The sequence below is a fragment of the Rhodoferax potami genome (assembly GCF_032193805.1).
Lineage (GTDB): Bacteria > Pseudomonadota > Gammaproteobacteria > Burkholderiales > Burkholderiaceae_C > Allorhodoferax > Allorhodoferax potami_A.
The window spans coordinates 1,874,705-1,897,501 of sequence record NZ_JAVBIK010000001.1 but is presented as its reverse complement, the minus strand read 5'-3'; the positions used below and the strand labels follow the sequence as shown (position 1 = coordinate 1,897,501).

Annotated in this window: 25 protein-coding genes and 1 pseudogene; 14 read left to right on the top strand and 12 right to left on the bottom strand. The window is 61.5% G+C overall.

Going from position 1 to position 22,797, the window contains the following annotated elements:
* Nucleotides 1-14: 14 nt before the first annotated feature.
* From RAE19_RS09050 to RAE19_RS09015, 8 genes are all read right to left on the bottom strand, one after another.
* Complete coding sequence (locus RAE19_RS09050) at nucleotides 15-1,082, bottom strand: EamA family transporter (RefSeq protein ID WP_313874567.1); 1,068 nt, start codon at nucleotides 1,080-1,082, stop codon at nucleotides 15-17.
* Nucleotides 1,083-1,088: 6 nt separating this feature from the next.
* Complete coding sequence (locus RAE19_RS09045; protein ID WP_313874566.1) at nucleotides 1,089-1,397, bottom strand: copper-binding protein; 309 nt, start codon at nucleotides 1,395-1,397, stop codon at nucleotides 1,089-1,091.
* Nucleotides 1,398-1,409: 12 nt separating this feature from the next.
* Nucleotides 1,410-1,865, bottom strand: coding sequence for a DUF411 domain-containing protein (locus RAE19_RS09040; protein WP_430962571.1), 456 nt, complete (start codon nucleotides 1,863-1,865; stop codon nucleotides 1,410-1,412).
* Nucleotides 1,865-2,341, bottom strand: a complete 477-nt coding sequence (locus RAE19_RS09035; protein ID WP_313874565.1) for a cupredoxin domain-containing protein — start codon at nucleotides 2,339-2,341, stop codon at nucleotides 1,865-1,867. Before RAE19_RS09035 ends, RAE19_RS09040 begins: the two co-directional genes overlap by 1 nt.
* Before the next feature lie 32 nt (nucleotides 2,342-2,373).
* Nucleotides 2,374-3,786, bottom strand: a complete 1,413-nt coding sequence (locus RAE19_RS09030; RefSeq protein ID WP_313874564.1) for a multicopper oxidase family protein — start codon at nucleotides 3,784-3,786, stop codon at nucleotides 2,374-2,376.
* Between the two features lie 27 nt (nucleotides 3,787-3,813).
* The gene (locus RAE19_RS09025; protein WP_313874563.1) at nucleotides 3,814-4,980 is read right to left on the bottom strand and encodes a TolC family protein; all 1,167 of its coding nucleotides are present in this window, start codon (nucleotides 4,978-4,980) and stop codon (nucleotides 3,814-3,816) included.
* Nucleotides 4,977-5,297: a hypothetical protein gene (locus RAE19_RS09020; RefSeq protein WP_313874562.1), complete on the bottom strand. Its 321-nt coding sequence runs from the start codon at nucleotides 5,295-5,297 to the stop codon at nucleotides 4,977-4,979. Before RAE19_RS09020 ends, RAE19_RS09025 begins: the two co-directional genes overlap by 4 nt.
* Nucleotides 5,298-5,390: 93 nt before the next feature.
* On the bottom strand, nucleotides 5,391-5,819 hold the full coding sequence (locus RAE19_RS09015; protein WP_313874561.1) for a hypothetical protein: 429 nt from the start codon (nucleotides 5,817-5,819) through the stop codon (nucleotides 5,391-5,393).
* A gap of 221 nt (nucleotides 5,820-6,040) precedes the next feature.
* On the opposite strand from RAE19_RS09015, the gene RAE19_RS09010 reads away from it, so the two are divergent.
* From RAE19_RS09010 to RAE19_RS08990, 5 genes are read left to right on the top strand one after another with little or no spacing between them, the layout of a single operon-like run.
* A complete protein-coding gene (locus RAE19_RS09010) occupies nucleotides 6,041-7,162 on the top strand; it encodes an ABC transporter substrate-binding protein (protein WP_313874560.1) in 1,122 nt (373 codons plus the stop codon).
* Nucleotides 7,159-8,211 carry a FecCD family ABC transporter permease gene (locus tag RAE19_RS09005; protein WP_313874559.1) on the top strand — a complete coding sequence of 351 codons (1,053 nt, stop codon included), beginning with the start codon at nucleotides 7,159-7,161 and terminating at the stop codon, nucleotides 8,209-8,211. The genes RAE19_RS09010 and RAE19_RS09005 overlap by 4 nt, the downstream gene beginning before the upstream one ends.
* A complete protein-coding gene (locus tag RAE19_RS09000) occupies nucleotides 8,204-8,905 on the top strand; it encodes an ABC transporter ATP-binding protein (RefSeq protein WP_313874558.1) in 702 nt (233 codons plus the stop codon). The genes RAE19_RS09005 and RAE19_RS09000 overlap by 8 nt, the downstream gene beginning before the upstream one ends.
* A gap of 1 nt (nucleotide 8,906) precedes the next feature.
* Entirely contained in the window at nucleotides 8,907-9,032 is a 126-nt protein-coding gene (locus RAE19_RS08995) for a hypothetical protein (RefSeq protein WP_313874557.1), read from the top strand.
* Complete coding sequence (locus RAE19_RS08990; protein WP_313874556.1) at nucleotides 9,029-10,309, top strand: MDR family MFS transporter; 1,281 nt, start codon at nucleotides 9,029-9,031, stop codon at nucleotides 10,307-10,309. The genes RAE19_RS08995 and RAE19_RS08990 overlap by 4 nt, the downstream gene beginning before the upstream one ends.
* 52 nt (nucleotides 10,310-10,361) lie before the next feature.
* Here the strand turns inward: RAE19_RS08990 and RAE19_RS08985 are convergent, their stop codons facing one another.
* Nucleotides 10,362-10,619 (bottom strand): hypothetical protein, encoded by a 258-nt coding sequence (locus RAE19_RS08985; RefSeq protein ID WP_313874555.1) that lies wholly within the window; start codon nucleotides 10,617-10,619, stop codon nucleotides 10,362-10,364.
* Between the two features lie 4 nt (nucleotides 10,620-10,623).
* Nucleotides 10,624-10,845, bottom strand: a complete 222-nt coding sequence (locus tag RAE19_RS08980; RefSeq protein ID WP_313874554.1) for a hypothetical protein — start codon at nucleotides 10,843-10,845, stop codon at nucleotides 10,624-10,626.
* A gap of 124 nt (nucleotides 10,846-10,969) precedes the next feature.
* On the opposite strand from RAE19_RS08980, the gene RAE19_RS08975 reads away from it, so the two are divergent.
* Nucleotides 10,970-12,901, top strand: coding sequence for a 3'-5' exonuclease (locus RAE19_RS08975; protein WP_313874553.1), 1,932 nt, complete (start codon nucleotides 10,970-10,972; stop codon nucleotides 12,899-12,901).
* 103 nt (nucleotides 12,902-13,004) lie between these two features.
* Nucleotides 13,005-13,895, top strand: a complete 891-nt coding sequence (locus RAE19_RS08970) for a DMT family transporter (protein WP_313874552.1) — start codon at nucleotides 13,005-13,007, stop codon at nucleotides 13,893-13,895.
* Nucleotides 13,896-14,007: 112 nt separating this feature from the next.
* Here the strand turns inward: RAE19_RS08970 and RAE19_RS08965 are convergent.
* Nucleotides 14,008-14,262 (bottom strand): annotated as a pseudogene (locus tag RAE19_RS08965) (hypothetical protein); the annotation flags it as partial.
* A 278-nt stretch (nucleotides 14,263-14,540) separates the two neighbouring features.
* Between RAE19_RS08965 and RAE19_RS08960 the strand changes: the two are divergent.
* The 7 genes from RAE19_RS08960 to RAE19_RS08930 all read left to right on the top strand — a co-directional run bounded on the left by RAE19_RS08960 (nucleotide 14,541) and on the right by RAE19_RS08930 (nucleotide 21,951).
* Nucleotides 14,541-15,845 carry an ABC transporter substrate-binding protein gene (locus RAE19_RS08960; protein WP_313874551.1) on the top strand — a complete coding sequence of 435 codons (1,305 nt, stop codon included), beginning with the start codon at nucleotides 14,541-14,543 and terminating at the stop codon, nucleotides 15,843-15,845.
* Between the two features lie 119 nt (nucleotides 15,846-15,964).
* The gene (locus tag RAE19_RS08955; RefSeq protein ID WP_313874550.1) at nucleotides 15,965-16,825 is read left to right on the top strand and encodes a carbohydrate ABC transporter permease; all 861 of its coding nucleotides are present in this window, start codon (nucleotides 15,965-15,967) and stop codon (nucleotides 16,823-16,825) included.
* Between the two features lie 7 nt (nucleotides 16,826-16,832).
* Nucleotides 16,833-17,663 carry a carbohydrate ABC transporter permease gene (locus RAE19_RS08950; protein WP_313874549.1) on the top strand — a complete coding sequence of 277 codons (831 nt, stop codon included), beginning with the start codon at nucleotides 16,833-16,835 and terminating at the stop codon, nucleotides 17,661-17,663.
* A gap of 26 nt (nucleotides 17,664-17,689) precedes the next feature.
* On the top strand, nucleotides 17,690-18,733 hold the full coding sequence (locus tag RAE19_RS08945) for an ABC transporter ATP-binding protein (RefSeq protein ID WP_313874548.1): 1,044 nt from the start codon (nucleotides 17,690-17,692) through the stop codon (nucleotides 18,731-18,733).
* A gap of 11 nt (nucleotides 18,734-18,744) precedes the next feature.
* Nucleotides 18,745-19,485, top strand: coding sequence for an SDR family oxidoreductase (locus tag RAE19_RS08940; protein WP_313874547.1), 741 nt, complete (start codon nucleotides 18,745-18,747; stop codon nucleotides 19,483-19,485).
* 44 nt (nucleotides 19,486-19,529) lie between these two features.
* Nucleotides 19,530-20,942 (top strand): D-arabinitol 4-dehydrogenase, encoded by a 1,413-nt coding sequence (gene dalD / locus RAE19_RS08935; protein WP_313874546.1) that lies wholly within the window; start codon nucleotides 19,530-19,532, stop codon nucleotides 20,940-20,942.
* Nucleotides 20,943-20,985: 43 nt separating this feature from the next.
* On the top strand, nucleotides 20,986-21,951 hold the full coding sequence (locus RAE19_RS08930) for an AraC family transcriptional regulator (RefSeq protein WP_313874545.1): 966 nt from the start codon (nucleotides 20,986-20,988) through the stop codon (nucleotides 21,949-21,951).
* On the opposite strand, the gene RAE19_RS08925 is transcribed toward RAE19_RS08930, so the two are convergent.
* Nucleotides 21,948-22,745: an AraC family transcriptional regulator gene (locus RAE19_RS08925; protein ID WP_313874544.1), complete on the bottom strand. Its 798-nt coding sequence runs from the start codon at nucleotides 22,743-22,745 to the stop codon at nucleotides 21,948-21,950. The two genes, RAE19_RS08930 and RAE19_RS08925, sit on opposite strands and share 4 nt — an antisense overlap.
* Nucleotides 22,746-22,797 lie beyond the last annotated feature (52 nt).

Sequence of the window (22,797 nt, the reverse complement as noted above, 5' to 3'; positions counted from 1 at the left end):
CGCAAAGTCTCCCCCTACGGGTGCGCGTGCTGGTGGTGCGCGTCCGGGTAATGCGGGTGGCTGTGATGCAGCGGCGCGTGGTGGTGTGCATGGGTGTGCACCTCGCCCGGGGCGAGCACCAGCCCGGGTTGGTCGGGGTGATCGTGCTGGTGGTGCAGGTCGTGGCTGTGAGGATGGCTGTGGTCCATGGCTTCATGCACATGGGGGTGGGCATGGTGTTCGGTCAGGTGCAGCCACAGCCCGAGGCCCATGAGCGCAGCCGCCACTGCGAGCTGCCAGGTCAGCGGCTCGCCATAGGCCAGACCCAGCGCCGCACCAAAGAACGGTGCCAGCGAAAAATACGCACCAGTGCGCGCTGTGCCCAGCTCCCGCAGGCCCACTACAAACAGCACCAGGCTCACGCCGTAGGCCAGCAGTCCCACCAGCATGGCGCCGCCGAGTGCCGGTAACGCTGGCAACGCGTTGCCCAACAAGAGCGCGAGCAGCAAATTCACACTGCCCGCCACCAGACCTTTGACGCAGGCAATCCAGCTCGCATCGTGCAGCGACACCTTGCGCGTGAAGTTGTTGTCCAGCGCCCAGGCCAGGCAGGCCCCCAAAATGCACAGCGCCGGCCACGCACCCGCAAACCCGGGCTGCGAAGGCCAGCTCAGCACCAGCGCACCGGCGGCAATGGCGGCCATGCCGAGTGCAATGCGCCGGTCCACGTTCTCGCGGAAAGCCACCCATGCCAGCACGGCGGTAAACACACCTTCGGCATTGAGCAATAGCGACGCGCCGGACGCCGGCATGCCGCTCAAGCCCACCATCAGCAACACCGGGCCCACCACTCCCCCGCTAGCAATCGCACCCAGCAGCCAGCGCCACTCGCCGGGGGCGAGTTGCACCGGTGCCGCACCACTGAGCCTGCGGAACAGGCCCAAGCCCAACCCGGAGCCTAGATAGAGCAAGCCCGCCAGCATCCAGGGCTGCACATCGCCCATCAGCCATTTGGCCAGCGGCGTGCCGGCCCCGAAGAGCAGAGCCGCCAGCAAGGCGGCGCTGATGCCACGGGGGGTGAGGCGGTGCAGTAGAAGCTTCATGGGGTCTTATCGGTCGGCTTCGAGTCGGGTGACGATGTACTTGCCGCCCTCCAGGACAGCATCGAAGCGGATTTTGTCACCCGCCTTGGCGTTATCCAGCAAAGCCGCGTCTTTGACGCCGAACACCATGGTCATCGGCGGCATCTCGATGGAAGGGATGTCGCCATGCTTGATGGTGATCTTGGCCGCCGCTTTGTCGACCTTGCGGATCTCGCCCTGGGCCAGCCCGGCGGTTGCTTGGGCAAACACGGAAGTCGCGCACACCAGCGCGGCAAGGGTGATTCCGGCCCGGTGTGCCAGTTGAGAGAAAGTCATGGTGCAGTCCTTTCAGCGGTAACTCTGGAACACAGTGCTGTTGCCATTGGCGGCCACCAGCAGCACATCGAACGGGTCTTTGCGGCCCTTGTAGATCGCGCCGTCCATCCCCGGCGAACCGATGGGCATGCCCGGCACTGACAGACCCAGCGCCTTGGGCTTCTCGCGCAGCAGGCGTTGGATGTCTTTGGCCGGCACATGGCCCTCAATGGCATAGCCACCGACCACGCCGGTGTGGCAAGAGCCCAAGGCCTGCGGCATGCCGAGCGCGGCGCGCTTGGCTTCGTTGCCGATGTCGTACACCCGCACGGTAAAGCCGGCTTGCTCCAGGTGTTTCACCCAGTCTTTGCAGCAGCCGCAGTTGGGGTCTTTCCAGACCTCCATGGGGGTTGCCGGTGGCTTGGCAGCCCTCACGGGTACAGCCAACAGGGCGCCGATTGAAGCGAGCACGGTTCGGCGTGTGCGCATCATTTGCCGGCCCCCACTTTCACAGCGCCTTTCATGCCGGCCTCGTAGTGGCCGGGGTGCAGGCAGGCAAAGTTCACAGTACCCGCCTTGGTGAACTGCCAGATCACTTCACCCGTTTTGCCGGGCGCCACGCTGGCGATGTTGGGTTCGTCGTGTTCCATCTCCGGGAACTTCTTCATCATTTCGTAATGCTCTTTCAGGTCCTTCTCGGTACCGAGGTTGAACTCGTGTTTGAGCTGCCCGGAGTTTTTAACGACAAAGCGCACTGTCTCGCCTTTGCGCACCGTGACAGTGGAGGGCGTGAAGCGCATGTTGTCGGTCATGTCGATTTGCACCGTGCGGCTCACCTTGGCGGCGACACCGGGCTTGCCGATGGCCTCGGTACCGTGGCCTCCGGCATGGCTTCCAGCAGCAAAAGAGCTGGTAGCGCTCGCCAATATTGCGCAAGCAGCTATGAGTTTGATAGTGTTTTTCATGATGTGTACTCGTTGTTTGAAGTGAAAAAGGCTCAGTGGTTCATGGTGCCCATGGGCTTGCGCACCTGGACCTGGGTGTCGTGATGGGGCGGCTGGGCCAGCGGCATGCTGCCCTTGCCTTCGGCCTGAAAGCGTGCGGGTTCGGGCAGGGCGCCGGTCCACTCAAAGGCGCGGGTGCCGGGGGGCTGCTGGTACCAGCCTGGGTCTTTGTAATCCCCCGGCTTCTGGTCTTTGCGCACCTTGAGAATGCTGAACATGCCGCCCATCTCCACCCCGCCATAGGGGCCGCTGCCCGTCATCATGGGGGCGGTGTTGTCGGGCAGGGCCATTTCCATTTCGCCCATGTCGGCCATGCCGCGCTCGCCCATCACCATGTAGTCGGGCATGGCTTTTTGTAGTTGTCCCACCAGCCCGCGGTGGTCCACGCCGATCATGGTGGGCACGTTGTGGCCCATGGCGTTCATGGTGTGGTGGCTCTTGTGGCAGTGGAAGGCCCAGTCGCCTTCTTCGTCGGCCAGAAACTCAAACTGCCGCATCTGCCCCACCGCGATGTCGGTGGTGATCTCAGGCACCCGAGCAGCCAGCGGCCAGGGCCCGCCGTCGCTACCGGTCACCATAAATTCGTGGCCGTGCAGGTGGATGGGGTGGTTGGTCATGGTGAGGTTGCCCACCCGGATACGCACCTTGTCCATCTTGCGCACGTTGAGTGTGTCGATGCCGGGGAATATGCGGCTGTTCCAGCTCCAGAGGTTGAAGTCCAGCATGGTCATGATTTTGGGGGTCATGCTGCCGGGGTCAATGTCGTAGGCATTGAGCAGAAAGCAAAAGTCCCGGTCCACCTCGCTGATGAGTGGGTTTTTGGTCTTGGGGTGGGTGACCCAGAAGCCCATCATGCCCATGGCCATTTGCGTCATCTCGTCCGCATGCGGGTGGTACATAAAGGTGCCGGGGCGGCGCGCCACAAACTCATACACAAAGGTCTTGCCTACGGGTATCGGCGCTTGGTTCAGGCCCGACACGCCGTCCATGCCGTTGGGCAGGCGCTGGCCGTGCCAGTGCACGCTGGTGTGCTCGGGCAATTTGTTGGTCACAAACACGCGCACGCGGTCGCCCTCTACCACCTCGATGGTGGGGCCGGGGCTCTGGCCGTTGTAGCCCCACATATGGGCTTTGAAGCCGGGCGCCATCTCGCGCACGACCGGCTCGGCCACCAGATGGAATTCCTTCACGCCCTGGTTCATGCGCCAGGGCAGGGTCCAACCGTTGAGGGTGACAACCGGGTTGTAGGGCCGGCCGGTGCCGGGCACCAGGGGCGGCATGGTGGCGGGCGATGTTTGCAGCACCGGCTCAGGCAGGGCGGCCATGGCCACGCGGCTCACCGAGGCGGCAGCTACCGCTCCCATGGCGGTGGCTGCTGCACCGTTGAAAAAGTTACGTCGGTTCATACAGATCCTTGAATGGGGGCGAGGCGCTCAATGCGCCGCTTTGGCGTCGGGGCCGACTGCGGCACCGGTGCGGGCGGGTGCGCTGCCTTCGGGCGACACACCGGCCAGCACCGCCTGCACATCGGCAAACGCCAGCCAGTAGTCGCGCAGCGCTTCCGCAGCGGCCAGACCGCTGAGCGTGCGGGTGCGGCTGTCGGCCATGACCTCAAACACGCTGGTCAGCATGCCGTTGTAGCGCAGGGTCAGCTCGTCGTGGATGAACTGGCGCAGTGGCACCACTTCGGTTTGCAGGTGGTGGGCTATGTCCCACTGGGTGCGCAGGTTGAAGGCAGCTTCGCTCGCTTCGCTGCGTACCTGCACGGCTTGCGCGCGCACTTTGGCCGCGTCGCCCAGCGCGTCCCAGCGCTCATCTACGCTGGATGGCACGTGAGTAGCTTGTTTGCGCTGCCAACTCAGGCGCTCGGCTTGCAGGCTGCTGCGGGCGGCAAGGGCGCGAGCTTCCAGATCAGTGGTGTCAGTGGGGCTGGCGGGTAATGAGGGCAGGGCGGTCGCCAGGGTAAAGCCGGTTTGCGCACCCCACAGGCCCAGCACCCGGATGAGCTGCTCGCGCGCAGCAAATGCCGCTTGCTCGCCCCGCGCCAGCGCCACCGCGGCGTCTGACAGCGTGGCCTGGCTTTGGGCTTGGGTCAGGCGGCTCACATTGCCGGCGCGCACCATGCGACGGGTGAGTTCGTCGGCGGTTTCGGCCGTGGTCTTGGCCTCGCGCAGCAGCTGGGCGCTGCGTTCTGCGGCCACCGCGTTTACCCACGCCTTGTAGGCGCGCAGGGCCAAGCGGGTGGCTTCGTCGCGGGCGCGCAGCCGTGGCGGAAAGCCGGTGCTTTGCATGTCGGTGATGTTGCTGCCCTCCGCGCCCAGCGCCATCTGCAACTCGGGGTTGTGGAGAAGGGCGATGCGCATCGCAGCAGGCCCATCCAGCGGGGCTTGGAGCAGCTTGGTCAGCTCATCGGCGTCTGCAAAGGTCGGGCTGGCGATGCGCAATGGCGCGGCCGCCGGGCCCAGCAGGGCGCCCAGGCGGCTTTGCACCTCGGCTTGCAGGCCTTGCACGCCGCCATCCAGTGGCGCGGCGTGGGCTTGGGTGAACAGCAACGCAAAGGCCAAAGGCAGCGCGCGCAGCGGCAGGTGGATGGGGCTCATGGCTGCTCCTTCGGTTTGGCGGCACGGGCTTTTTCCCACTGCAGCAGGTCGATATGGCCACGCGGGAACTGCCCGACCGCCTTGTTGGCAGCCTTCCAATCGCCGCTGCCTTCTTCGACGCCTTTGGGCAGGTCGGCAAACACCGAGCGGTAGGGCAGCGCGGGCACGGGGCTGGCGGCGTCACTGGTTTGCAGCGTGCGTGCAGGCTCAGTCAGGGTGTGGACTGCGGGCTGGGCCTGCGCGTGGGCCACCAGCACAAGGGCGGAGCCCAAGCCAGTAGCGCAGGCGGCCCGCCGTAGCGAACGAAAAGAGAACATGGTTGATTTCCTGATTCAAGGTGAAAACACCCCGCCCGCAGGCTGCGCGGGGCAACCGGTGGGCGGACTAGAGACCCACTACGGGCCTTGGAATCAGGAAATGGGTGGTTTTTGGGCCAATGCCGCAGCGGCGCTGGCAAAGCGGTCGGCGTGCGCCGGCGTGGGCATTTGCGGGCCGAATACCGGCAGCGCGACCTGCAAATCAGCCGGCATGGCGGTAGCGGCACACATCTGGCACAGGGCGCAGTTCTCGCAGCCATCGTGCGATGCCATGGCGGCGGACGGGCTGGCGTGGTGCGTGGATGCGGCCTCTGCTGTGGTGGCCATGTGCTCGGGCATGGCGCTGGCGGCCATGTCGTCGCAGTGGTGGCCACCTGCTTGCGCAGCAGCCGGTGTGCCGTGGTGTGCGTTGGTTGCCATGCTGGCCGTCAGCGCAGCGGCCATGCGGGTCGCCATCAGCTCATTGGCCATGCCGCGCAGAGGCGCCAGGGCGATCAACAGGATGAGGAGGACAGCACGCATGGACGGATGATATGCCGTTCGGGCTGAAGTCCCAAGCGCTACTGTCTAAGCCCTTTCATGTCTTTCATTTGGCAATACAATACGAATCACTCTCATTTAAATTTGCAATGGCAGTCGACGTAGTCTGCGACTTCGCACATCTTGTCGACTCTACTGGTTCAGTGCCCTGCTCCCCGCCTACCCCTGAGAGGGCCCACTTTCGACGGAATGGAAACACACAGATGAAATCACCCGCACGCCATTTGATCTTTTCAGGTTTGGCCGCCTGCGCCTTGTGGATGGGAGCTATCAGTCAAGCTGGCGCAGCCCCTGCGGTGGTGCAAGACGTCCTCGGACGCCAGGTCACAGTCGATGTACCGGCCAAGCGTGTCATGCTGGGCTTTTATATCGAGGACTACTTCGCAGTAGGGGGTGATGGTTCTTTCGATCGCCTGGCAGGCGCTTCGCTGGGATGGTTTGTGAAGTCCCGCCCCGTAGTGTGGAAGCAATATGCCGAAAAGAAACCCCAGTTGCTTAAGGTCACGGATGTCGGCAGTGTGCAGGACCAAACCTTTTCCATCGAAAAGGTGTTGGCATCAAAGCCGTCGGTAGTGGTGTTGGCTGATTGGCAGTACCAAACCCTTGGCAGCGAGTTGGCCCGTTTGGAGGCTGCAAACATTCCTGTAGTGGTGGTCGACTTTAATTCACAGACGGTGGAGCGCCACGTGAGTAGTGTCCGGGTACTCGGCCGTATTACCGGGGAAACTGCCCGTGCAGAGCAAATTGCCCGGGACTACAGCAACGGCGTGGAACTGATCCAGCAGCGGCTTGCTAAAGCCAAACTACCGGCGCCCGGCATTTACATTGAGTTGGGTGACAAAGGGCCAGCTGAATATAGCTATACCTATGGCAAAAACATGTGGGGTGCCATGGCCGCCCAAGTAGGGGGGCGCAATATTGCAGAGCCTTTCATCAAGAACTGGGGAAACATCAGCCCTGAAAAATTTCTAAGCGCTAACCCTGATGTGGTGTTCATTGCTGGCTACGAAAGTGTCACTAATCCAGCTGCCATGCAGATGGGTTTTGAGATCGACACACAGCAGTCACTGCAGCGTCTGAAGGGTTTCACTCAGCGCAGTGGCTGGAGCGGCGTCAACGCGGTGAAACACCAGAAGGTCTACGGCGTCTATCACGGTGCCACTCGAAGCATTCTGGATCTCGCCATGATGCAATACATGGCCAAAGCCATGTACCCGGGGCTTTTCAAGGACCTGAACCCTGAGGGCACTTACCACGGGTTTTATGCACGCTATCTGCCTATCCAGCCGCGCGGCAGCTTCATGGTTCATTTGGATCGCAAGTGAACGCGAGCTATACCGTTGAACAGGCGCTGGCCGGCCAGCGCAAACGCGAGGGCTCCCGCTGGCTGTATTTGCTGGGCTTCGGTGTGCTGATTTGCGCGAGTCTGGTGCTGGACATTGCGACTGGTCCTTCCATGCTGAGCCTGGCCGATGTCACAGCCACTTTGCTGGACCCGGCTCTAGCTGATCCCACTGCACGGGCCATTGTTCTGGACATGCGCTTGCCTATTGCCCTGATGGCCTTAGTGGTTGGTGCGGCGTTGGGTGTCGGTGGCGCAGAGATGCAAACATTGCTGGACAACCCCATGGCCAGCCCCTTCACGTTAGGCATGGCAGCGGCCGCAGGCCTAGGGGCGGCCCTCAGCCTGTATTTTGGCGGTTTCGGGCTGCCGTCTCTGGTGGCTATTCCCTTGGGCGCTTTCGTCATGTGTATGGTCTGTGCGAGCGTGCTCCTCGGGCTGGCACTGATGCGCCATGTCAGTTCGCAGACGCTGATCTTGGCCGGCATTGCCTTGTTGTTCTTGTTCCAGTCTTTGTTGTCGTTACTGCAGTTTCTGTCGTCTCCTGAACTGAGTCAGCAAATCTTGTTTTGGCTCTTTGGAAGCTTGAACAAAACCACCTGGACCACCCTGTTGATGACGTCCGCAGTGACCTTGGTGTGTTGTGCACTGCTGTTCCAGGACGCTTGGAAGCTCACCGCACTGCGCCTAGGAGAAGCCCGTGCGCGCAGTCTGGGCGTCGATGTCACTCGGCTCCGTGTCAAAACATTGGTACTGGTTGCGCTGATGACCTCAACCGCCATTAGCTTCGTGGGCGTGATCGGGTTCATAGGGTTGGTGGCGCCGCACATTGCGCGCATGCTGGTGGGCGAAGACCAGCGATTTTTTATACCGCTGTCCATGCTCAGTGGAGGTTTTCTGCTGTCCACGGCGTCAGTGTTGTCCAAGACGCTGGTGCCAGGCGCGTTGTTTCCGATCGGTATCGTGACCGCCATCATCGGAGTCCCTTTCTTTTTCTGGCTTATTTTGGGAAAGCGCGGCCGCCATGCTTGAGATCCGTAACTTGCATCTCGCTGCCGGTGAGCAGGTGTTGTTGAACGGCGTGAGCACCCGTTTTGAACCGGGCAGGGTCCACGCCATCATCGGACCCAATGGCACCGGTAAGTCCACCCTGTTGCGCACTGTCTTCGGCGAGAACAAGCCCGCCGGTGGCGAGGTCTGGTTTGACGGCATAAACCAAGCCAGCTGCAAGGGCAGTACATGGCGGCATCTTTTCGGGTACATGCCGCAGGATTCGCACATTGCAGCTGACCTCAGCGTGCTGGAAGTGGTGCTGATGGGGCAAATGGACCGTTTGGGCATGCGCGTGAGCGACTCGCAACTTACGCAGGCCCTGCAGGCGTTGGACTCCGTGGGCCTATTGCACCTCGCTCACCGCCCGATTCATGCGGTCAGCGGGGGCCAACGTCAGCTTTGCCTCTTTGCCCAGGTGTTGTTGCGCAATCCGCGCGTCATGCTCTTGGATGAGCCCGTCAGTGCGCTGGATCTGAAACACCAGATGGTGCTCCTGGAGCAGGCGCGTGCGCTCACGCGTGAGCGAGGCTGGATCACGATCATGGTGTTGCATGACCTCAACCTCACGGCGCAATTTGCTGACATTATTCTGGCCCTGAGCGGCGGGCGCCTGCTGGCCTGTGGAAGTCCACAGAAAACCCTGACACCTCAAGCTGATTCGGGACCTCTATGACGTGCCCGTCAACATCCGATTGGACGATGACGGGACCCCCTACATCCGGCCCCTGCGGCAGGCTACTGCAGGGCCGGTGGACACCGAAGCCTTGGCGCCTGCCGCCTGGACACGTCTTGCTGCATGAATCGCTCCATTGAGCGCGTTTCCGCCCCGGTGCAGCCGGGGCACACAGCCGGCGTCTCCCGCGAGGCCGCGACGCGTGTGCTGATTGGCAACGCATTTGCTTTCAATCTCGGTTTCTACATGGTGTTGCCCTATCTGTTTAGCTACATGCAAGCGGATTTGGCCATGCAGGCCGCCTCCATCGGGCTGGTGCTTGGCATCCGTGTTCTAAGCCAACAGGGCCTATTCCTGATGGGGGGCTGGCTGGGTGACCTGTGGGGTTACCGCCCGACCATCATCTGGGGGTGCGCCTTGCGCGCAGCGGGCTTTTTGATGCTGGGGCATAGCTTGAATTTGTATGGGCTGCTACTCGGAGCAGCATTCACAGGGCTGGCGGGGGCGTTGTTCACGCCCTCTTCACAGGCCTATCTCTCCCTCCTGCACCCCGACGAAACTCGGCGCAGGCAGGTCTTTGTGTGGCACCACTGGATGAGTCAGGCGGGCATGCTGCTGGGGCCTTTGGTGGGCTTGTGGGCAGGAACGCATGGGTTTCGCACTACGGCCCTGGTAGCGGGCGGACTTTTTGGCATATTCATGCTGGTGCAATGGAGGCTGCTGCCGGTGGAGACCACATTGTCTGGATCTGCCAAACAAGCCGATGTGCCTCCGGACCCACAAGCCGGGGCTTGGCGGGGTTTGCTACGGCACCGTACTTTTTGGTTGTTCAGCCTGTGGTCGGGGGGCTATTCCATTTTGTTTCAGCAGCTCTATCTGGCGGTACCGGCCCATTTGCAGGCACAACAGACGGGTACTGCACCGGTGACTCATATCTTTACTTTGACCGCTGTTTTCAGCATTGCTCTTCAATGGCCTGCGAGCCGCTACCTCGCGCCGCTGCTGGGCACTGCCCGAGCCATGGGCATGGGCCTCATGTTGATGGGTTCGGCATACGGGAGCCTGCTCGTTCTCGAACCGGGAAGGCTGGCTATGGTGAGCATGGTGTTCGCGTTGCTATTCAGTGCAGGTTCTGTGCTGGTTTATCCGTTGATTAACAGTGAGGTGGCGCGTTACGCCCCTTCGGTCAGTCGAGCCCGCTACTACGGTCTTCTGGCCGGCGTCGGAGGCCTGATCTCCCTGATCGGCAATATGCTTGTTGGTGCGGTCTTGGATCGTTCACCTCACGGGCCTGAGGCCGGCTTGTGGTGGGTGCTGTGCGCGTGCGGTGTAGGCTCTGGTGTGTTGCTTTGGCGCCATGTGCACCGGCAGTCGGTCGGTTTGCTGGCCACGAAAGCCGTTTGAATAGTTTGACCGGGTGCTGGCGGGGGATTTACCCGCTGTGCAGCCACAGGGGTCATGCCGGCCAGTGCACCCAAGCGGCAATCGCCGCGATCACCAGGGCCATGAAGCCGCCCAGCCAGCGCTGGATGGTGCGGGTCTGCACACAGTCGTTGCAGATGCGGCCATGCTTGTCGGTGGTGTGGGGCACCGCGCCGCAGCTGTAGCACTGGCCGGCACGCTCCCACTTTTCGCGCCGCTTGGTGCGCCAGGTGAACACCACCACCAGCACCAGCAACACCACCACCAGAAAGTTGAATCCGAGTTTGAGCATGGCTTTAGCGCCCCGCCATGACTTTGCGGATGCGCTCAATCGTCTCGGGCATGCGCGCCTTGCGCGACACATCCAGACCCAGCTCGCGGGCAATGTGGTTCACCACCGCCACATTCAGCGGCAGGCCACCCGCATCCACGGCGCGCAGCAGGTCGCGCGCACGCTGTTCGGCGGTGCGGGGTTTGGGGCGAAAGAGACGGGTGGAGAGAGCGGTAAACCAGTTCATGCGTGTCCTGCGGATTGGCAGGACTGTAGCGCGTCCCGGCGCGCCTTCTGCCGGCAAGGGCGCGTCGCCTAGCGCCATGGCGCTACCATTTGCCGATGCTGCGACACATCAAGGGAGTTGGATTTTGTTAGTTCCAAGCAAAGAGCAGATCGACATCATCAACACAGTCGCACCACGCATCCTCATTGAAGCCAACGCCGGGTCGGCAAAGACCACGACCGCGGCCATGCGTATTCAAAAGCTGGTGGAACGCGGGGTGGACCCCGCCAAGATCGTTGCGTTGGCCTATAGCACCCCAGGGGTGCGAGCCTATACAGAGGCGTTTTACCGCATTGGTATGGCCGACGCGGTGTCGTCCAAGGTGCGTGTGGGAACGGTGGATGCGTTGTGTGCCACCCGTCTCAAACGGGTGGAAACCGAGGTTCAGGATGGCGTGCGCGCACACCCGGTTAAAACCTTTGAGCGGGCAGTGCAGGTCCGACCCTATGTGCTGCAGGCAGTCCTGCGTGCCCGTGAGGCATCGCAAGAGAGGTTTGCCAACGACTTTTCAATTCAGGGTACCGGCGCGCTGTCGGTGGAGCACCTGATGGAAGAATTTGCGGTGCTCAAAGGCACCTTGGCCGTCCCCCGCTACGGGGAGGATTTCAGGTGCACCCCTGCGGTGGCTGCCGAGCTGGGCACGGACTACACCCCGCTTGCTGTTTTTCTCCAGTACGAGCGGGACAGAACCGGCTTCGCCAACCCGGAAGGCGAGCGGGTCACATTCCGGTATCCGGGGGACGCGACCTACGACATGGCGCGGTGGTTGTTGTCAGAAAACGCACCGTGGTCGTGGGACAAGCACCCCCTCAGCCTGGGCATCGAAGCCATCGTGCTCGATGAAATGCACGACTGTGGCTGGGCGATCTTCACCGTCATCCGCGCCTTGCTGGAACACAACCCGGGGGCCACGTTCCTGGGCGTGGGTGATAGGGATCAGGTCATCCATGCCAAGAACGGGGCGGACTCGTATTTCCTGGGGCCCGACCTCAGCCGCGAGCTGGGTGAGGTGACCGCATTCCCGCTGACGGTGACGCGGCGATTCGGCCCAGCCATCGCCCGTCCCTTGGGGGTATTCGCCCGAAAGGAATACAACACTGATCCGGGCCACACCTCGAACGCCATCCTGCGGCTGGCCGATGGTCCGAAGGCCAATGCAGACCTGATCACGCAACTCATTCAGCAGCACAAGGTCGACCCCAACACCCTGGGCGACGACTTTGCGGTGTTGCTGCGGCATCCGGGCGCTTCGGTCGGTATTGAGCATGAATTGCTGTTGAAAGGAATGACCTACCAGACCGTGGGCTTCAGGCCTTTCCTTCAGCGCCCGGAGATTGCATTTGTGCGGATGCTCTTGGCGATCGCGGTCGACCACCAGAGCAAATTCATTGCGCACGCTCTCCTGGAGGCCAAGCAAGCCGTTTGGGAATTCATGGGCGCCAACCTCTCGGTGCTTGACGCGCAAGACGCGACGGATGCGGTCATCCATTCGGCCACGGAAGACAACTTCAGGCAGTTTGTGTTCCCGGATTTGCTGGGTGCGGCCGATCCTGAGACCCAGCATTCCATCCACGCGGCCTTAGAAATTGCGGCCAGCAATGAGGCTTCGAAAATCAAAGACTTCATGGACGCGCTGGATTTCAACCGCATCGGCCAGAAGATCTATGTGTCTGAGGCGGACTTTGAAGAGGTGCGCTATGCACTCGACAGCCTGGGCAAGGTTGCCAACCAATACACGTCGATTGATGCCTTCTTGGGCGCCATGAACATGTTTGACCACACGCTCAGAAAGCCCAGTGCAGCACACCGCCAGCTCAGGCTCTCCACCATCGAGGATGCCAAGGGCTTGGAGTTCCGTATCGTGTTCATCCCGGACTGCAACAAGAAGACCTTTGACAACACGAGCCAGGACGAGCGCAACCTGTTTTATGTGGCCGCATCCCGGGCCAAAGAGTTGCTGGTTATGGGGTATGTCCAGGGTTCAGAGTCCTCTTTCCTGAAGCCTTTCAGGCATTAAATTGCTATCAATTTAAGAGCTATATGCGCATATTCCATATGGGCTAGATGTCGGTTTGGCTCCTCATTAGAGGGTGTCGGGGCGGAATCTTTAAGATCGGTGCATGACTTCGCGCTCCACCACTTCTGCTTCCCCTTTGGCTACCCTGTATCCGCTCTTGTTTGTGGCCTTGTGGAGCACCGGTTTTATCGGGGCCAAGTTTGGTTTGCCGTATGTGGAGCCACTCACTTTTTTGACCGTGCGCTACGCCGCGGTCCTGGTGTTGATGGGGCTGGTCGTGTGGCATACGCGGGCACCCTGGCCGTCCACATGGCGCGAGTGCGGGCACATTGCCGTGACTGGTGTGCTGGTGCATGCGGTGTACCTGGGTGGCGTGTTCGTCGCCATCGGCCATGGGTTGCCTGCCGGTGTGGCAGCCATTGTGGTGGGACTACAACCCTTGCTCACCGCGCTGGGTGCCGGCTGGCTGCTGCGCGAAAAAGTGCGCGCCACGCAATGGGCCGGCCTCGCAGCTGGCTTTGCCGGGGTGGCGCTGGTGGTGGCGCACAAGGTGGCTGCCGGTGCGGGGCTGGCTACGCTGTGGACCTTGTTGTTTCCGGTGGCTGTGGCCTTGCTGGCCATCACGGCTGGCACGCTGTACCAAAAGCGCTACTGCCCTTCGTTCGATCTGCGCACCGGCTCGCTGATTCAGTTCATTCCCAGTCTGGTGCTGACGGGCTTGGCAGCAGCCGCCACCGAGACGATGCACATTGAGTGGACCGGGTCCTTTGTGTTTGCACTGGCGTGGTTGGTGCTGGTCTTGTCGCTAGGGGCGGTCACGCTGCTCAATGTGCTGATCCGCAGCGGCAGCGCCGTCAATGTGGCCAGCCTGTTTTACTTGGTGCCACCCTGTACCGCGCTGGTGGCTTGGGCCCTGTTTGGCGAGACGCTGACCGGCTTGGCGCTAGCGGGCATGGGGCTTACGGTGTTTGGCGTCTGGCTGGCGCGCAAGTAAATATCGCTATTATTTTGATAGCTGCTGGCGCATTTAGATAGTGCGCTAGCAGCCAATTTCATTACTTTTTGGCGTAGATCCGGTCAAAGCTGGCGCCGTGGGCGAAGTGGGCTTTGTCCCAGCCGCCGTGGCTTTGTTTGACGGTCACCGTCTGGCCGGTTTTGGCTTTCCTGTACTTGGCAAACGCGGGGTTGAACTCGACATGGAGCTCGCGGGTCGGGTCATACGACACGTTGAGCAGAGTGATGCTTTGTTGCGCAAAGCCTTGGCCTGTGGATGCTGCAATGGCGCCAATGAGTACCAGCGTGCCGCAGTCCCGCGTTAAAACTGGAACTAAGGAATCTTCAGTTCTAAATAACCAGAGCATCATTAGGGTGGGTTTGTGGGGCATTTTCGGCGGGACTGTACCCCGTTACACGCGCCGCGGTGGGGGCCGGGCTTCTCTGCCCGAAGTTCGCAAAAATTTCGTCAGCCTGATACGTTATCGCATCTGTATGGGAAAACCCTAGTGAGTCACTGCATCAAAATACCGTTATTTGTGCCCAGAGTATCAACCTCCCCAAGGGCCAACTTCTACTATTCAGCCCTGTCGATGCACGCTAGGCATTGGCTGAACCCCCGAAATTAACAACAGGAGACAGTTTCATGAAACTCAAAGCGTCTTTAGCTTTGGCCTTCGGCTTGGTAGCCAGTGCTGCGTTTGCGCAGACAGAGTTGGTCGTCGCGACTGTGAACAATGGCCACATGGTCGAAATGCAGAAGCTCAGCAAGAACTTCGAAACCGCTAACCCCGATATCAAGCTCAAGTGGGTGACCCTGGAAGAAGGCGTGCTGCGCCAGCGCGTGACCACCGACATCGCCACCAAAGGCGGCCAGTTTGATGTGATGACCATCGGCATGTACGAAACCCCGATCTGGGGCAAAAAGGGCTGGCTGCAGGAACTCAAGACCGACGCCAAGTACGACGCGGACGACATCCTGCCCGCCATGCGCAACGGTTTGAGCGTGGACGGCAAGATGTTTGCGGTGCCTTTCTACGGCGAATCCTCGATGCTGATGTACCGCAAGGACCTGGCTGACAAGGCCGGCATCAAAGTGGCAGACAAGCCCACCTGGACCGACATCAAGGCCTTGGCCGCCAAGATCCATGACCCCAAGAATGGCGTGTACGGCATCTGCCTGCGCGGCAAGCCGGGCTGGGGCGACAACATGGCGTTCTTGACCACACTGGTAAACACCAACGGCGGCCAGTGGTTTGACACCAGCTGGAAACCCCAGTTGGAGAGCAAGCCTTGGAAGGACTCCATCAACTTCTACGTCGACCTGCTCAAGAACTACGGCCCCCCCGGCTCGTCTGCCAACAGCTTCAACGAAATTCTGGCGCTGTACAACGAAGGCAAGTGCGGCATGTGGATCGACGCGACCATTGCGGCGTCTTTCATCACCGACCCCAAGCAGTCCAAAGTGGCTGACAAGGTGGCCTTCGCACAAGCACCGACTGCGGTGACCCCCAAGGGTGCCAACTGGTTGTGGGCATGGGCACTGGCGATTCCTGCAGGCTCCAAGAAAGTGGACGCAGCTACCAAGTTCGTGACCTGGGCAACTTCCAAGGAATACATCGAGCTGGTGGCCAAGACCAACGGCTGGGCCCACGTGCCCACCGGTACCCGCAAGAGCACCTATGCCAACGCCGAGTTCATGAAGGCAGCCAAGTTTGCTGCGGCTGAAAAGGCGGCGATTGACTCCGCCAACCCGAACGACAGCACTTTGCCCAAGAGCCCGTATGTTGGCGTGCAGTTTGCGGCGATTCCTGAGTTCCAGGCCATCGGCGCCACCGTGGGTCAGGAAATGAGTGCGGCACTGGCCGGCAAGAAGTCGGTAGACGCAGCCCTGAAGGCTTCTCAAGTCGCGGCTGAGCGCGAAATGAAGAAGGCTGGCTACTACAAGTAAGCATCTCTCCGGTAGGTTGACTTTAGGCGCGCGGGGGAACCTGCGCGCCCTTTTATGTCGCGTTTCCCGCCGCTGTCTGCGCCTGTGTGGACCGGCCACTCTCACTGAGAGACATCTTCATGAACCGATTTATCCCCCGCGCACTCATGGCGCCGGCAGTGATCACCCTCTTTCTATGGATGATCGTGCCCCTGGTGATGACCATTTATTTCTCGGTCATCCGATACAACCTGATGCAGCCCGACCAGACCGGCTTCATTGGCTTGGAGAACTTTGAATACTTCGTGACCGACCCTTCGTTCGGCACGGCGGTGCTCAACACCTTGCTGCTGCTGGGCAGCGTGATCCTGATCACGGTGGTGTTGGGCAGCCTGATTGCGCTGCTGATTGACGATCCGTTCCCCGGCCGCGGGCTGGTGCGCATTTTGTTGATCTCGCCCTTCTTCGTCATGCCCACGGTGAACGCTTTGCTGTGGAAGCACATGATGATGAACCCGATTTACGGGGTGCTGGCCCAAGTGTGGCTCTTCTTCGGCGGCACGCCGGTGGACTGGTTGACCGACTTCCCGCTGCTCAGCGTGATCATCATCGTGTCGTGGCAATGGCTGCCGTTTGCGACGCTGATTTTCATCACCTCGCTCCAGAGCATGAACCGCGAGCAGCTCGAGGCCTCCCGCATGGACGGCGCCAACTACCTGCAGCAACTGCGCTACCTCTACCTGCCCCACATGGCCCGCTCGGTGGCGGTGGTGGTGATGATTGAAATGATCTTTTTGCTCAGCGTGTTTGCTGAGATCTACACCACCACCGGTGGTGGCCCGGGCGATGCGAGCACCAACGTGGCCTTCCTGATTTTCAAGCAGGCGCTGCTGAACTTTGATGCCGGTGTGGCCTCCGCAGGCGCTTTGTTTGCCGTGGTGCTGGCCAATATCGCCGCCGTTTTCCTGATCCGCATGGTCGGCAAGAACCTCGATAAGTGAGTTGCAGATGACACACGCTAAATCTTTCCCCTGGCTGCATTGGCTGCGCACGGTGGTGGCCTGGTTGGTCACGCTGCTCTTGTTTTTCCCCTTGGGCTGGCTGGTGCTGACTGCCTTCAAGACAGAGCTGCAAGCCATCTCGGTGCCGCCGCTGGTGTTGTTCACCCCGACCTTGGAGAACTTTCAGATCGTGCAGGAGCGCAGCGACTACATGCTCTACGCCACGAACTCGCTGATCACCAGTGTGGCCTCCACCATTCTGGGCTTGCTGCTGGCTTTCCCCGCGGCCTATGCGATGGCCTTCTTCAAGGGCAAGTACACCAAAGACATCCTGATGTGGATGCTCTCTACCAAGATGATGCCCGCCGTGGGCGCCCTGGTGCCGGTGTATGTGATGGCGCAAACCAGTGGCTTGTTGGACACCCGCACCGGTCTGGTGATTGTGTTCACGTTGTCCAACCTGCCCATCATGGTGTGGATGCTGTACTCGTACCTGAAGGAGATTCCGAATGAGATTCTGGAGGCCTCCCGCATGGACGGCGCCACGCTGTGGAGCGAGTTCCGCTACGTGCTGCTGCCCCTCACCATGGGTGGTCTGGCGTCTACCGGTTTGCTGACCCTGGTGCTGAGCTGGAACGAGGCCTTCTGGTCGCTCAACCTGAGCGCCGCCAAGGCCGGCACGCTGGCCACCTTGATTGCCAGCTACTCCAGCCCGGAGGGCCTGTTCTGGGCCAAGTTGTCGGCTGCCTCTTTCATGGCCATCGGCCCCATCGTGGTCTTCGGCTGGTTCAGCCAGAAGCAATTGGTCCAAGGCCTGACCTTCGGCGCCGTCAAGTAACAAATAAAGATCAGGAGACCTCATTCATGTCTTACCTCCAACTCAGCGGCGTTGAAAAGCTGTTCGGCGAACACCGTGTTATCAAGGGCATTGACTTGGCCATCAAGCAAGGCGAATTCGTGGTGTTTGTGGGCCCGTCCGGGTGCGGCAAGTCCACGCTCTTGCGCCTGATTGCCGGCCTGGAAACCATCGATGGCGGCAGCTTGCAGCTCGACGGCCGCGACATCACCCACCAGCCCTCCAGCAAGCGCGACCTGGCCATGGTGTTCCAGAGCTATGCGCTCTACCCACACATGAGCGTGTTTGAGAACATGAGCTTTGCCTTGAAGCTGGCCAATGTGGACCCCGCCATCATCAAAGACAAGGTGGATCGCGCCGCCAAGATCCTGAACCTCACCAACTACCTGCAGCGCACACCCAAAGAGTTGTCGGGCGGGCAGCGCCAGCGTGTAGCTATCGGCCGCGCCATCGTGCGGGCCCCCAAGGTGTTTTTGTTTGACGAGCCGCTTTCCAACCTCGATGCAGCCCTGCGCGGCCAGACGCGTATCGAGATTGCCAAGCTGCACCGCGACCTGGGCGCCACCACCATCTATGTGACGCACGACCAGGTGGAAGCCATGACGCTGGCTGACCGCGTGGTGGTGCTGCGCGACGGCAACATCGAGCAAGTGGGCACACCGCTGGAGCTGTATGACCGCCCGGCCAACCAGTTTGTGGCCCAGTTCATCGGCACCCCGCAAATGAACGTGGTTGAAGCCGCCAAGCTGCCCTCGGTGACTACCGTGGCCGGTGTGCAGGTACCTGCGCTCGGTTCTATCGGTCTGCGGCCGGAGAGCATCACGCTGGTGCCGGCCGGTCAGGGTGCCGTACAAGCCAAGGTGGAGCTGATTGAGGCGCTTGGAGCCGAGACCCTGATCTACGTGACCACCCAGAGTGGCGCCCAACTGGTGGCCCGCTTGAATACCCGCACCGAGCTGCATGTAGGAGCTGACGTAGGCGTGCAGATCGATGCCGACGCGGCCCACTTGTTTGATGCCAACGGCCGTGTTGTGGCCGCGGGCGCACTCTGATGTCCGCTGTTATGACAGCTCACGCATTGAAGCCCCTTCAAGGCCAAGTGGCCGCGGTCACCGGTGCCGCCTCGGGCATTGGCTTTGCCAGTGCGAGCGCCATGGTTCAAGCCGGTGCCCGCGTGGTGCTGATTGACCGCGACCGTGTCGCCCTGGACAAAGCCTGCGCCACCCTGGGCTCCCAAGCGGTGCCGCTGGTGCTGGACCTGCTGGACCGCGACCAGTGCGCCAGCCTGCTCACCCAAGTGCTGGCCTTAGAGGGGCGCCTGGATGTGTTCCACGCCAACGCCGGCCTGTATGTAGGGGGCGACTTGGTCGACAGCGATCCGGATGCCATCGACCGCATGCTCAACCTGAACGTGAATGTGGTGATGAAGAACGTGCACAACGTGCTGCCCCACATGATCGCGCGTGGTTCTGGCGACATCATCGTGACCAGCTCACTCGCAGCGCACTTTCCTACCCCCTGGGAGCCTGTATATGCGTCGTCCAAGTGGGCTATCGACTGCTTTGTGCAGACGGTGCGCCGCCAGGTGTTCAAACACGGCTTGCGCGTCGGCTCTATCTCCCCGGGGCCGGTCATTACCTCTTTGCTATCCGATTGGCCTGCTGACAAGCTGGCAGAAGCCAAGGCCAAAGGCAGCCTGCTCGAAGCCTCCGAGGTCGCTGACGTGGTGATCTTCATGCTGACCCGCCCCCGCGGCATGACCATCCGCGACGTGGTGATGATGCCCACTCAGTTTGATCTCTAAGCGATCTCTAAGCGACCTCCGATTCATTTTTTTCACGCCTGACCATGACCACGATTCTTCACCTCGGACTAGGCTCGTTCCACCGCGCGCACCAGGCGCTTTACATCCACGAACTGCGAGAGCGTGGCGATACCGAATGGTCCATCACCGGCGGCAATTTGCGCCCGGACATGCTAGCCACCATGGAAGCGCTGCAGGCGCAAGGTGGCGCGTACACGCTGGAAACCGTCACGCCCCAAGGCGAGCGCAGCTACACCCGCATTGAGTCGATCCAGAAAGTCATTCCTTATCAGGATGACCTCGCCCCCTTGATCGCAGCAGGCGCTGAGGCCACCACCCGCATCATCTCGTTCACCGTGACCGAAGCCGGTTACTACCTGGACGCGAAAAACCAGCTGGACTGGGCCACCTTTGCCGACTTGCGCGCCGACCTTGAAGCCGTCAAGGCAGGCCGCGCCGGCCACACCATTTACGGTGGCTTGGTCAGCATCTTGCGGGCCCGCATGCACAGCGGCGCTGGTGCCGTGACTCTGATGAATTGCGACAACCTGCGCCACAACGGCGAGCGCTCGCGGGCTGGCTTGCTGCAGTTCATTGACGCACTTGGCGACACCGCGCTGAAGGCCTGGGTGGAGCAAAACACCAGCAGCCCTAACGCGATGGTGGACCGCATCACCCCGCGCCCCACGCCCGATGTGGCCGAGCGCGTCAAGGCCGCTACCGGCTGGGACGACCAAGCTGCCATCATGGGCGAAAGCTTTATCCAGTGGGTGATTGAAGACAACTTCATCGCCGGCCGCCCCGCTTGGGAGCAGGTGGGCGTGGAGATGGTGCAGTCGGTGGACGCCTATGAAGAAGCCAAAATCCGTTTGCTCAATGCCACCCACAGCTGCATCGCCTGGGCCGGCACTCTGGTGGGCTACCAGTACATCCATGAGGGTACCCACGATGCGGTGATCCGCCGCATCGCGTATGACTACGTGACCGACGACACCATCCCGGTGCTGGACACCCCCGAAAACCCCAGCCCGCTGGATCTGCGCGCTTACCGTGACGTGGTGTTGGACCGCTTCGGCAACCCCGCCATTTGCGACACCAACCAGCGTGTGGCCATGGACGGGTATTCCAAGATCCCCGGCTTCATCGTGCCCACCATTCGTGAGCGCTTGGCGCGCGGCGAGTCGATTGCCAGTGTGATCATGTTGCCCGCACTCTTTCTGGCCTATCTGCAGCGCTGGCATGAGGGCAAGATCGCCTACACCTACCAGGACCAAGCCATGGACCCGGCGGCAGCCCACGCGATCTGTGAGGCGGCCGACCCCGTGGCCGCCTTTGCAGCCGACCCGGTGCTGTGGGGCCCGCTGGCCTCCACACCGCGCTTGTTGGATGCGCTGCGGGTGGGCTATGCCCGGGTGCAGCTGTTTGTCCAGAACCACTTGGGTGCAGGGCCGGTGTAATTGCTGGTAACGTGAGGCACTCCCGTTTATTGCTCAAGTCGCTATGGCTGCTACCCCACACTCGCACCCTCTATCGGGCTATCCCGTCAGTCGGCACCGGGCTCCGGAGCTGGAGGCTGACTACAACCGCAACCCGTCGCTGGGCTATGAGCCGACCGACGAGGTCGGATTCATCCGCTGCCTGGGTCACGGTTATCCGACCCCCTTGGCGCGTTGGCATTGCCATGATGAATACGAGTTGCACCTGATCACCCAGAGCTCCGGCAAGGCGTTTGTGGGGGACTGGATCGGCCCATTTGAGCCGGGCCACTTGGTGCTGTGCGGGCCCCGCCTGCCGCACAATTGGATTTCTTTGGACGTGCCCGACGAAGGTGTCGCCATGCGCGATTTGGTGATCCAGTTCCGGCATGAGCCGCTGGCACAGGCCTGCCAGTCCATCCCCGAGCTGCAGGAGGTGTTGCCCTTGTTGGAGCGCGCCCGCCACGGCATCGAGTTTTTTGGCCTCTCGGACCGGGCGCAAACGCACTGGCATGCGGTGCGCGGTTCGCGCGGGCTCAAGCGCTTGGCCGCGTTCTGTGAATTCATGACCGATCTGTCCCGCTGGGGGGACTACCGCCTGCTCTCCAACGTGCAAATGCGGGGTGCCGAAAACGACACCGAGCTCGACCAGATCAACACCCTCGTCAACCGCATCACCGAGAACCCATCGCACTCCCAATCGGCAGCCGAGGTGGCCGCTGAGCTGGCCATGAGCGAGAGCCGCTTTTCGCGTTTCTTCCGGCGGGCGACCGGCAATACCTATACCGACTTTGTGAACCGGGTGCGCATCAACCGCGCCTGCCAGCTGCTGATGACCTCAGACCGCTACGTCACCAATATTTGCTACGACGTGGGTTTCAATAACGTAGCCAATTTCAACCGCCGGTTTCTGGAGCTCAAGGGCATGACGCCCTCGGAATTCCGCAAGCAGGCGGAGAGCCGTTTTGGCGGAGCACCCGCCACGCTCTAGGCGGCGCTCAGGGTGCCGCGGCGGAGCTCATCCGGCGTGGTGCCCATCAGCTTCTTGAACATGGCAATGAAGGCCGAGGCACTGCCGTAGCCCAGATCCAGCGCAATCGTCTCCACTGTCTGGCCCGCCTCCAACAGAGGCATGGCCCTCACCACCCGCAGGCGCTGGCGCCATTCGGCAAACGGCATGCCCAAGTCGCGCTGGCAACGTCGCATCAGGGTGCGCTCTGTGCTGTGGACTGCGTGGGCCAGCTCGGGGAGCGAGCGGTTGTCACCGGGGTGAGCTTGCAGCAGCCGCAGCACGGCGCCCAGCGCCGGATCGTCAGAGCCGGGCAGGTAGCTGCCTGCCCGCGGTGCGAGGGTGAGCTGGTCGAGCAGCACTTTGAGCAAGCGGGCTTCAGGCCCTGACACCGCACTGCCGGCTGGCTGCAAGCGCAGGTGCTCCAGCATGGCCCGCACCAAGGGACTCACCGTGAGTGCGCAGGGCTCCGCAGGCAAGGGTCGGCACAAGGCGGTAGACACATACAAAGAGCAGTGGTGTGCCGCTTTGCGGTTCAGGCCCACATGCTCTAGGTGGGGCGGCAGCCAGATGCCGTACTGCGGCGGCGCCAGGAAATGGTGGCCTTGCACTTTCACCTCCATCACGCCGCTGAAGGAATACACAAACTCGCCCCAGGCGTGCTGGTGCTCGGGGTAGAGCCCGTGGTCCGGCACATAGGCGCTGCGGAACATGACCGGTGCCGGCAGGGTGGGGCTGGTGAGGGGGATGTCCAGCTTGGGGCGCAGGATGGGCATGCTTGTCCGCTATGGCGTATGGCTTGTCATCTTTTCACTATATCAATGAAAG